This window comes from Microbacterium sp. Kw_RZR3, assembly GCF_029222405.1.
Lineage (GTDB): Bacteria > Actinomycetota > Actinomycetes > Actinomycetales > Microbacteriaceae > Microbacterium.
Genome location: NZ_JARHXC010000183.1, coordinates 1 through 10,753 on the forward strand (window position 1 = coordinate 1; position 10,753 = coordinate 10,753).

8 protein-coding genes are annotated in these 10,753 nt (G+C 71.1%); 4 read left to right on the top strand and 4 right to left on the bottom strand.

Features of this window, described 5'->3' with window-relative positions; translation table 11 throughout:
* The 3 genes from P2P98_RS09730 to P2P98_RS09740 form a co-directional block, all read right to left on the bottom strand.
* The coding region (locus P2P98_RS09730) for an AMP-binding protein (protein WP_275799469.1) at positions 1-680 on the bottom strand (680 nt) is incomplete at its 3' end.
* 16 nt (positions 681-696) lie between these two features.
* Positions 697-1,599 carry a 1,4-dihydroxy-2-naphthoyl-CoA synthase gene (locus tag P2P98_RS09735; RefSeq protein WP_058596855.1) on the bottom strand — a complete coding sequence of 301 codons (903 nt, stop codon included), beginning with the start codon at positions 1,597-1,599 and terminating at the stop codon, positions 697-699.
* 163 nt (positions 1,600-1,762) lie between these two features.
* A complete protein-coding gene (locus tag P2P98_RS09740) occupies positions 1,763-2,560 on the bottom strand; it encodes an LLM class F420-dependent oxidoreductase (RefSeq protein ID WP_275799470.1) in 798 nt (265 codons plus the stop codon).
* A gap of 47 nt (positions 2,561-2,607) precedes the next feature.
* Here P2P98_RS09740 and P2P98_RS09745 point away from each other — a divergent pair, with 47 nt between their 5' ends.
* Positions 2,608-3,609: an o-succinylbenzoate synthase gene (locus P2P98_RS09745; protein ID WP_275799471.1), complete on the top strand. Its 1,002-nt coding sequence runs from the start codon at positions 2,608-2,610 to the stop codon at positions 3,607-3,609.
* Here the strand turns inward: P2P98_RS09745 and P2P98_RS09750 are convergent.
* The gene (locus P2P98_RS09750) at positions 3,596-4,222 is read right to left on the bottom strand and encodes a TetR/AcrR family transcriptional regulator (RefSeq protein ID WP_275799472.1); all 627 of its coding nucleotides are present in this window, start codon (positions 4,220-4,222) and stop codon (positions 3,596-3,598) included. The genes P2P98_RS09745 and P2P98_RS09750 overlap by 14 nt on opposite strands.
* Before the next feature lie 119 nt (positions 4,223-4,341).
* Between P2P98_RS09750 and P2P98_RS09755 the strand changes: the two genes are divergently transcribed.
* The 3 genes from P2P98_RS09755 to P2P98_RS09765 all read left to right on the top strand — a co-directional run bounded on the left by P2P98_RS09755 (position 4,342) and on the right by P2P98_RS09765 (position 10,707).
* Entirely contained in the window at positions 4,342-7,251 is a 2,910-nt protein-coding gene (locus tag P2P98_RS09755) for an MMPL family transporter (RefSeq protein WP_275799473.1), read from the top strand.
* Positions 7,248-9,596, top strand: a complete 2,349-nt coding sequence (locus P2P98_RS09760; RefSeq protein ID WP_275799474.1) for a YhgE/Pip domain-containing protein — start codon at positions 7,248-7,250, stop codon at positions 9,594-9,596. Before P2P98_RS09755 ends, P2P98_RS09760 begins: the two co-directional genes overlap by 4 nt.
* Positions 9,597-10,134: 538 nt before the next feature.
* The gene (locus P2P98_RS09765; protein WP_275799475.1) at positions 10,135-10,707 is read left to right on the top strand and encodes a DUF559 domain-containing protein; all 573 of its coding nucleotides are present in this window, start codon (positions 10,135-10,137) and stop codon (positions 10,705-10,707) included.
* The last annotated feature ends 46 nt before the right edge of the window (positions 10,708-10,753 follow it).

Genomic DNA, 10,753 nt, shown 5'->3' on the forward strand with positions numbered 1-10,753 from the left:
GACAGGCGCACCTCCCCCTCCACGATCGCGACGTCGACGCCGTCGAGCGGCACCCCGTCGTACACGCAGCCACCGCTGGTCTCGGTCGAGCCGTAGGTACGCACGATCCGCGCCCCGGCCGCCGCCGCGCGCTCGCGAACCGCGGGGGCGAGCGCCTGGCCGCCGATGAGGATGGCCTCGAACGAGCGCAGCGCCTGGGCGACGGTGTCGTCGTGGTCCGCGGCATCCAGGAGTCTCTGCAACTGCGCGGGAACGAGCGAGGTGTAACTCGGAACGCGCGCGCCGTCGATGTGGGAAGCCATACCGAGGGCCGCCGCCGCGAACGGCTCGGGGCGGAAAGGACCCGCGACGACGGCGGGCTCCCGATCGGCGAGGAGGGCGCGCACGATCACCTGGACGCCGGCCACGTAGGTCGCGGGCACGGCGAGGAGCCACGCCCCCTCGCCGATGCGCGCGGCCGTCGCGTAAGCGCTGCTGATCAGGGCGTTGCGAGAGATCACCACCGATTTCGGCACGCCGGTCGAGCCCGAGGTGGTCACGACGGCCGCCGTCCCCGCGGGCACCTCGCGGGGCACTTCGCCTCCGCCGAGCGCGACCGCGGGACCCGCGCCGAGCACGGCCGCGCGCAGGGCGCGCACGACGTCGCGAGGATCCCCGGATGCCCGGGCCTCGAGCCTCACGCCCGGGCTCCGGCGCTCAGTAATGCCACGGCACATCGGACCAGTCGGGGTCGCGCTTCTCGAGGAAGGAGTCGCGCCCCTCGGCCGCCTCGTCGGTGCCGTAGGCGAGGCGCGTCGCCTCCCCGGCGAACACCTGCTGCCCGACGAGCCCGTCGTCGACCGCGTTGAACGCGAACTTCAGCATGCGGATCGCCGTCGGCGACTTGGTCAGGATCGTGCGGGCCATCGCGATGGCCTCGCGCTCGAGGTCGGCGTGGGGCACGACGCGGTTGACCGCCCCCAACTCGTACGCGCGCTGCGCCGAGTACTCCTCCGCGAGGAAGAAGACCTCTCGCGCGAACTTCTGCCCGATCTGGCGCGCGAAGTAGGCGGAGCCGTAACCGGCGTCGAACGAGCCGACATCGGCATCCGTCTGCTTGAAACGACCGTGCTCGGCGCTGGCGATCGAGAGGTCGCAGACGACGTTGAGCGAGTGCCCGCCGCCCGCCGCCCACCCGGGCACCACGGCGATGACGACCTTCGGCATGAAGCGGATGAGACGCTGCACCTCGAGGATGTGCAGGCGTCCGGCGCGACCGGGGTCGTGTACGACGTGCTCCTCGTGCGAGTACTTGTAGCCGTCTCGCCCGCGGATCCGCTGGTCACCGCCCGAGCAGAAGGCCCAGCCGCCGTCCTTCGGGCTCGGGCCGTTGCCGGTGAGCAGGACGACGCCGATGCGGTGGTCCTGCCGCGCGATGTCGAGGGCCGTGTACAGCTCGTCGACGGTGTGCGGGCGGAAGGCATTACGCACCTCGGGGCGGTCGAACGCGATGCGCGCGATCCTCCCGTCGTGGGTGACGTGCGCGGTGATGTCGGTGTATCGCTCGGCACCGGGCGCGAGGGTCCACTCGGCGGGGTCGAACAGCTCGGAGACGGTCACCGTTCCAGCCTACGACCGGCGGCGCGGGGAGGAGCCGGGCTCCGGCCGACCCGCGCGAGCCGACGGCCTCACGCATAAACGCGATCCGCGCCCATAAACACGGGGAGCACGCGTTTCCGCGAGCGAATCGTGTTTATGGGCGCGGGCGCGAAGCGCGAGATGCTCAGGCGTTCTTGCCGTCGCGCCAGGCCAACCAGCGCTCGACGAGCGAGTAGTCCCATTCGGGGCCCGAGAAGCCGAGCGTGAACAGGCGGGTGCCCGCGTCGAAGAGGGCGTCCGCCACCTCTTCGTCGCGGTCCTTGAGCTCGTTCGAGACGATGAGGCCGGAGAGGTCACGACCCTCGGTCTCAGCCCATTTCTCGATGACACCGAGCTTGTGGGGCAGCTCGTCGGGCGTGACGAAGCTGTGCCAGATGTCGGCGTGCTTCGCGACGATGCGCAGCGTCTTCTGCTCGCCCTTGCCGCCGATCATCACGGGGATCTTGCGAGTGGGGGCGGGGTTGAGCTTGCCCCAGCGGTCGACGATCCGGTCGAGATCGGTCGCGAGCGCGTTCAGGCGCGAGCCCGCCGTGCCGAACTCGTAGCCGTACTCGTCGTAGTCGCGCTCGAACCAGCCCGAGCCGGTGCCGAAGATGAAGCGACCGGCGTCGCCACCCTTCTTGCTGATGTGGTCCACGGTGCGGGCCATGTCGGCCTGCAGGTCCGCGTTCCGGTAGCTGTTGCAGTTCACCAGCGCGCCGAACTCGACGCGCTCGGTCTGCTCGGCCCACGCCGCGAGCATGGTCCACGACTCGAAGTGCTCGCCGTCGGGGTCGCCGTAGAGGGGGAAGAAGTGATCCCAGTTGAACAGGATGTCGACGCCCATCTCTTCGAGACGGAAGACGGCATCGCGGATGTCGGAGTACTGGACGTGCTGCGGCTGGATCTGGACGCCGAGGCGCACCGGAGTGTCGAAGAGCATGGCGCCAGCCTATTCCCGGGCGTGGACACGCGGGCCAGGATGGGGAGATGAGCACCGCGCCCCTCCCCCCGCTCGACGACATCCTCGCGACGGCGCGGGTGGTCTCCCTCCCGCTGGCCACCCGCTTCCGCGGTGTCGAGGCCCGCGAGGCGGTCGTGTTCGAGGGGCCCGCGGGGTGGACGGAGTTCTCGCCCTTCGTGGAGTACTCCGACGCCGAGGCGACGACCTGGCTCTCGGGCGCGCTCGACTTCGGCTGGAACCCCGCGCCGACACCACGGCGCGACACGGTGCCCGTCAACGCCACGATGCCGGCCGTGGCGGCATCCGAGGTCCCCGGGATCCTGGCCCGGTACGACGGATGCCGGACGGTCAAGGTCAAGGTCGCCGAGGCGGGGCAGGTGCTCGACGACGATGTCGCGCGGGTGCGGGCGGTCCGGTCGGCGATGGGTCCCGAGGGTCGTGTGCGCGTCGATGCGAACGGCGCCTGGAACGTCGATGAGGCGGAACGGGCCGTGCACGCCCTCGCCGAGTTCGACCTGGAGTACGTCGAACAGCCCTGCTCCGAGGTCGACGAACTCGCGCAGCTGCGCGAGCGCATCGCGTACCTCGACATCCCGATCGCCGCCGACGAGAGCGTGCGCAAGGCCGACGATCCGCTGAGGGTGGCGCGGATGGGAGCGGCCGATCTGCTCGTCGTCAAGGCCCAACCGCTCGGCGGCGTGCGCGCGGCGCTCGACATCGTCGCGCAGGCGGGACTGCCCGCGGTGGTCTCGAGCGCTCTCGACACGTCGATCGGCCTCTCGATGGGCGTCGCCCTGGCCGCGGCGCTCCCCGCGCTCGACTACGACTGCGGGCTCGGCACCGCGTCGCTCTTCACGGCCGACGTGGTGGCATCCCCGCTCCGCGCCCGGGGCGGAGTCCTGCCCGTTGAGCGCCCGCGCCCGACGACCGCTGATCTCGATCGCGTCGCGGCGAACGACGATCGTCGCGACTGGTGGCTGGACCGGCTGCGGCGCTGTCACGCCGCGCTCGAGCTCACTCGAGGATGAGGCCCACGACCTGCGACAGACGCTCGGCCAGCTGGACGCGCGACACGGTCACCGCCTGATTGGTCAGCAGAGCGGTCTCGGACGTCGAGATCCACACCGCGAGCAGGAGCTCCGTCGCCACCTCGGCGGGGACCCGCAACGCCAGCCCCCGCGCGTCGGCGATGTCGCGCACGAGCTGCGTGACGCTCTCGCCGAGCCCCTGGTTCAGCGTCAGATAGGCCTCGGCGAACTCGGGATTGCGCAGGGCCTGCAGACGTGTCTCGGCGCCGAGGAGCACATCGAGGCGGTCCTCGCCGGTCGCCTCGAGCACCTCCTGGACGAGTTGCATGACATCGCCCGCCCCGTTCAGCCCCCGATCCTCGATCGAGGTCACGCGCGCGCGGACCGACGCGATGGTCGTCTCGGCGGAGCGCGCGCACAGCGCGAGGAACAGTTCCTCCTTCGAGGCGAAGTTCGAGTAGAAGGCACCGCGCGTGAATCCCGCTCGCTCGCAGATCGCCTCGACCGAGGCGGCCTCGATGCCGACTTCCGCGAACATCTCGGCCGCGGCATCCATGAGACGCGTGCGCGTGTTCTCCCGTCGACGCGACGGCGCCGGTGCCGTATCCGTCATCCACATCCTCCTGCTCACACCCGAGACTCAGGTTCGAGTCCTCTCCCCGCGAATACGATACATTGTTGTATCCGATACGGTGATGTATCGACTGTCCGCCGATCGTGGGAGCCGCCACCGTGTCAACTTTCCTGTACACCCTGGGCCGCTGGTCGTTCCGTCACCCGTGGCGGGTCCTGAGCGCGTGGCTGCTCATCCTCGTGCTCGCGGGCGGCGGCGTCGCGCTCCTCGCCAAGGGAACCGACAACACCTTCGCCATCCCCGGCACCGAGTCGCAGGCCGGTCTCGAGATGCTCGACCGCACCTTCCCCCAGGTCAGCGGGGCCAGCGCCGAGATCATCGTCGTCGCGGCCGACGGCGCGAGCGTGCGCGATCAGGCGTACCAGGACGCCATCCAGAAGACGACCACCGACATCGGCACGCTCGACTTCGTCGAGGCCGTCACCGACCCCTACGACGCGAACATCTCCGGCAGCATCGCCGACGACAACCGCGCCGCGATCGTGCGCATCCAGTTCGCGGGCGAGGCGTCCTCCGTCCCTCAGGCGACGGAGGACGCTCTGCACGAGGCGACGACGGCGCTCGGCTCCGCGCTCCCGTCCGGCGCGCAGGCCATCCTCGGCGGACAGCTCTTCGCCACCGAGATCCCCGGAGCGTCCCTCACCGAGGCCCTGGGCGTCGTGATCGCCGCCCTCGTGCTGATGGTGACGTTCCGTTCGTTCCTCGTGGCCGGGATGCCGCTGGCCACCGCCCTGCTCGGCGTGGCCCTCTCTGTGGCGCTGATCTTCATCGCCACCGGTTTCGCGACGGTTTCATCGACCACTCCCCTGCTGGCGGTGATGCTGGGACTCGCGGTCGGCATCGACTACGCGCTGTTCATCGTGTCGCGACATCAGGATCAGACCCGCGCGGGCATGGACCCCGAGGAGTCCACCGCCCGCGCCGTGGGCACCGCCGGCTCGGCCGTCGTGTTCGCCGGGATCACCGTTCTCATCGCCCTCATCGGTCTGGGCTTCGCGAACATCCCGTTCCTGACCACGATGGGCATCGCGGCGTCCGTCGCCGTGGCCATCGCCGTGTGCGTCGGGCTCACGCTCACCCCAGCCTTCCTCGGCTTCGCCGGACACCGTGTGGTCGGGTGGGGCTTCAAGAGGCCGAAGGAGCCCTCCCGCCGTGCCCGCGCGGCCACCGGGCCCGCCGACGACGCCACGGTCGCCGCGGCCGCTGCGGCGGACGCTGCCGAGCGCGAGAAGAAGGCGGAGACCGCGTCGATCCGCGCCCAGCGCAACGGCCCCGCGCGCCGGTGGGTGGGCCTGGTGACCCGGCATCCCGTCGTCACGACCGTCGCGATCATCGGTCTGCTGGGGGTCACCGCGATTCCCGCCGCAAGCCTCGCCCTCACCCTCCCGAACGCCGGACAGCTGCCCGTCGGCAACCCCGCGCGCGTCGCGTACGAACTCACGGACGAGTACTTCGGCCCCGGCGCCAACGGCCCGCTGATCATGACCGGGACGATCGTGACCTCGAACGATCCGCTCAACCTCATGAAGGACATCGGCGACGAGATCGCCAAGATCCCCGGCGTCGCCGAGGTCGCCCTCGCCACCCCGAACCAGACCGCCGACACCGGGATCGTCCAGATCATTCCCGAGACGGCCCCCGACGATCCGCGCACCGCCGATCTCGTGCGCGAGCTGCGCTCGCAGGAGCAGCGGCTGTACGACGAGTTCGGCGTGCGCCTTCTCGTCACCGGCTACACCGCGGTCACGATCGACATCTCCGACCAGCTCGGCGCCGCCCTCCTCCCGTTCGGGATCTTCGTCGTCGGCCTCTCGCTGATCCTGCTGATGATCGTCTTCCGCTCGATCTGGGTTCCCCTGACCGCCGCGGGCGGATACCTGCTCTCGGTCGCCGCGTCGTTCGGCGTGGTCGCCGCGGTCTTCGAGTGGGGCTGGTTCGCCGACACCCTGCACGTCGCGAAGGTCGGCCCGATCATCAGCTTCATGCCGATCGTCGTGATGGGCGTGCTCTTCGGCCTCGCGATGGACTACCAGGTGTTCCTCGTCTCTCGCATGAGAGAGGACTACGTCCACGCGAACCGCGAGGGTCGCACGCCGCGCGAGGTCGCGCTCGGTGCCGTCCGCAGCGGGTTCGTGGGCTCGGCTCGCGTGGTCGTCGCCGCCGCCGTCATCATGTTCGCCGTCTTCGTCGCATTCGTCCCCGAGGGGGACTCGAGCCTCAAACCGATCGCCCTGGGTCTCGCCGTCGGCGTCGCCGTCGACGCGTTCCTGGTTCGCATGACGCTCGTCCCGGCGGTTCTCGCCCTGCTCGGCGACAAGGCCTGGTGGATGCCGCGCTGGCTCGACCGTCTGCTGCCGAAGCTCGACGTCGAGGGCGAGGCGGTCGAGCGCGAGGTGCGCCTCGCCGACTGGCCGAGCGAACCCGCCATCGCCGTCGCCGCCGACGAGCTGACCGCCGTCGGATCCTCGGATGCCGACCAGCCGGTGTTCCGTGACATCTCCCTGCGCCTCGGATACGGCGGAACCCTGCTGGTCACCGGTGAGAGTCGGACGACCCGCACGCTCCTGCTCGCCCTGTCGGGACGCCTCGCCGGGATCGAGGGGCGGTTGCGCGTCGACGGTCTGCTCGTCCCCGAGCGCGCGGGGGCCGTCCGAGCCCGTGTCGGGGTGGCCCTGCTCGACGACACGGCCGACGCGGCACGCACCGTGGCCGACGCCGTGGGTCGCGGCACGCGCATCGTGGTCGTCTCGGACGTCGACCGTCTCGACGACGACGCCCGCGACGAGGTGGCGCACGTACTGCGGCGCGCCGCCACCGAGGCACGCGAACGCTCCGGCGACGCGTCGTCCCCGCTCACGCTCATCGTCTCGGCGCGCGACGAACGCCGGGCCCTCGCGCTCCTGTCCGAGGCGCTGCGCCCCGACGTGGCATCCCTCGCCCTGCCGACGCCGCGCCGGCACCGCACCGAACCCGAAACCTTCGCCGATCTCTCCGAGGTGTTCGCATGACTCTCCCCGTCGAGCGCTCGCGCTCACGCCGCCCCGTGACCTGGCGCACCCTCGTCGGTGTGCTCCTGCTGCCTGCCGTCATCGGCGGCATCCTGGTCGGCGCGCTGTACAACCCGACCGACCGACTCGAGAACATGACCGCCGCGATCGTCAACGACGACAAGGCCGTCGAGCTCAATGGGCAGCTGGTGCCGCTCGGTCGTCAGCTCACCGGCGGACTCGTCAAGGGAGCCGATGACCAGGCGAGCAACATCGACTGGGTCATCTCGAACGACGAGGACGCGGCGGCGGGCCTGAAGGACGGCACCTACACGGCGGTCGTCACGATCCCCGAGAACTTCACGGCTGCCTCGCTGTCGACCCGCCCCGGAGAGACGCCCGAGAAGGCCACGATCGACGTCGCCACCGCGCCCAACGCGCGCGTCGTGGACGGCGCGATCACCGCGACCCTGGCATCCACCGCCTCTTCGGTCTTCGGCACCGAACTGTCGTCGCAGTACCTGAAGAACGTCTTCCTCGGCTTCACGACCCTGAGCGACCAGCTCGGCAGCGCCGCGAGCGGCGCGCACCAGCTCGCCGACGGCGCGGGCCAGGCCGCGACGGGCGCGAACGGCCTGAGGGATGGCCTGGGGCAGCTGTCGAGCGGAGCGGGTGACCTCTCGACGGGTCTCGGTCAGCTGGCCACCGGTGTCGGCTCGCTCTCCGGCGGCGTCGGCCAGCTCGCCACGGGCGCCGACCAGCTCGCTGACGGGACGGGCAAGCTCGCCGCGGGTGCCGGCGATCTCGCGAACGGCGCGGGCCAGCTCTCCGGCGGACTCGACGGCCTCGCGGGCGGGGCCGACAAGCTGTCAGCGGGAGCGACGAGTCTCGCGAACGGCACCCGCGACGCGGCCTCCGGTGTCGGCAAGCTCGCGACGGGTGCCGACGGGATCGCGGACGGCAATCGGCAGCTGGCCACGCAAGTCGGTCAGATCGCGGATGCCATCCCCCCGGGCTTCGAGGACACCGCCAAGGAGGTCGCCGCGGCAGCGCCGAAGGTGAACGAGGCGCTGGGCACCGCGGCCGGAGACCTCGAACGTCTCGCCGACTCGTGCGACCCCGCGAAGACCCCCGACCTGTGCACGCAGCTGCGCGCCGCGTCTGACCGCGCGAACGCCGAATTGCCGAACGCCCAGCAGACCGTGACCGACATCGGCAAGATCGCCGGGCAGGCGGCCGAGCTGCCGGCGGGCGTCCGCGCGATCGCCGACGCCAATGCGAAGCTCGCGGACGGTGCCGAAGGACTGGCATCCGGGGCGCGCGATGCGGAGACGGGGTTGAACACGATCGCGGGCGGAATCGACGGAGTAGCTGGCGGTGCGAGCGACCTCGGCAACGGCGCGCGACAGCTCGGCGCGGGTGCCTCGCAGCTCGGCTCGGGTGCGACGCAGCTGGCCGACGGCGCTCAGGCCGCGGCCGGCGGTGCCGGGCAGCTTGCGACCGGGGCACGCACGGCCGCCGACGGTGCAGGTCAGCTCGTCAGCGGTGCGGACAGCGCCGCGGGAGGCGCCGCGAAGCTCGCGGACGGAGCCCAGGGCGCCGAGGACGGTGCCGGACAGCTCGCCGACGGCGTGAGCCAGGTGGCATCCGGAACCTCGTCGTTGGCCTCCGGCCTCGACAGCGCCGTGGCACAGCTACCGAAGTACACGGATGCGCAGGCGACGACCCTCGCCGACGTGGTCGCCGACCCCGTCTCGGCGACAGGGACGAGCGACACGCTCTTCGGAGCCGCAGCCGTCCCCCTGCTCGCGATGGCGGTGCTGTGGTTCGGGGGTCTGGCGTCGTTCGTCGCGTTCCAGGCCGTCTCGGCCCGCGCGCTCACCAGCCGTCGCCCGTCGGCGCTCGTCGCCCTCCGCGGCTTCGCGCCCGCAGCGCTCGTCGGTGCCGTGCAGGGTCTGCTGGTCGCGGGAGTGGTGCAGGTGGCATCCAAGTACGACTGGGGCGACTGGGCCGTGTTCGCGCTCGTCTGCGTCGCCGCGGGTGTCGCCTTCGCCGCGGTGCACCAGGCGCTCGTCGCGCTGTTCGGTGGAGCCGGGCGATGGATCGCCGCGATCGTCGGCAGCCTGGCCCTCGCCGCGACGATCGTCTCGACGGTTCCGCCCGTACTCGCCGGCATCGCGTCGCTCCTGCCCACCTCCCCCGCGTACGACGCGATGCTCGGCGCCCTGTCGTCGGCAAGCGGAGTCGGGGCCGGTGTCGCCGGGCTGGCGGTCTGGGGCGTGCTCGCGCTGGTCGTGACGACGCTGGTGGTCGTTCGGCGCCGCACGACGTCGGCTCGCGCCGCCGCGGTGCTCGCCGCGGCGTAGGCGGGGCGCGGCGCCGCATCCCTTCTCCTTCGTTGAGTGTCCAAAACACGCCGTAACCGCCACCTTCATAACGGCGTGTCTTGGACACTCGACGGGGTGCGGCCGTCCACGACGCGATGGGAGCAGACGCGGCGACTCCTTCTGCACAGGGCGGTGTTCTCTCCACAGACGAGAGGGGACAGCGAAACGCCGGACGGAAGTCCGGTGAGATGGCGCGATGCGACCTCCCCGGCCCTTGCCCGCAAACCTCGGCGCGGCGTTTCATGTGCAGGATGCCGACGAACTGCACGTCCCGCGTCGTCGGCTGATAGCGCGCGACCTGAACGCGCCTTTTCACGGCGTGCGCGCGTCGGCTGACGTGCCCGTCGATTCCGTTCTCGAGCGCTGCCGGACATATCTCCCACGACTGCACCCCGGCCAGTTCTTCAGCCACGCGACAGCGGCACGGCTCTGGGGAATGCCGTTGGCCTGCCGACACGACGCGGTCATACACGTCAGCGCCGTCCCTCCCGCAAGAGAGCCCCGCACGAAGGGCGTCATGGGTCATCGCCTCACCCTCTCGTCTGACGAGATCGCGACGCTCGATGGCTTACCCGTGACAGCGAAGGTCGCGACGTGGGCGCACCTCGCCACGGTCGTCAGCGAGGCCGACCTCGTGGCGATCGGGGATTGGCTCCTCGCCCACGACGTTCCGCCATCTGCGCTCGCGGCGGCCGCGGGAAGGCACCGCCACCGGGGCATCGTCGCGCTACGTTCGGCCGCGGGCCTCGCGCGTCCCGGCTCCGAATCCCCGCGCGAGTCGCGCGTTCGACTCATTCTCGTCCAGGCGGGGCTCCCCGAACCCGACCTGAACGGGACGCTCCGCGATCCGTCTGGCGCATTTGTTGCCCGGCTCGATATGGCCTACCGAGATCACCGTGTGGCGGTCGAGTACGACGGACGACAGCACGCCGACGCTGAGCAGTTTCGAAAGGATGCCGACCGCTGGCGCGCTATCGCCGCGCAGGGCTGGACCCTTGTCCGCATCGTCGCCCACCACCTCGACTTCCCGGAACGCGATGTTGTGGCTCCCGTTGTGGCCGCGCTCCGCGCCGCCGGTTGGCGCCCGTGAGCCGCGGCATCCGGTTCAGTGTCCAAAACACGCCGCAACTCCGACT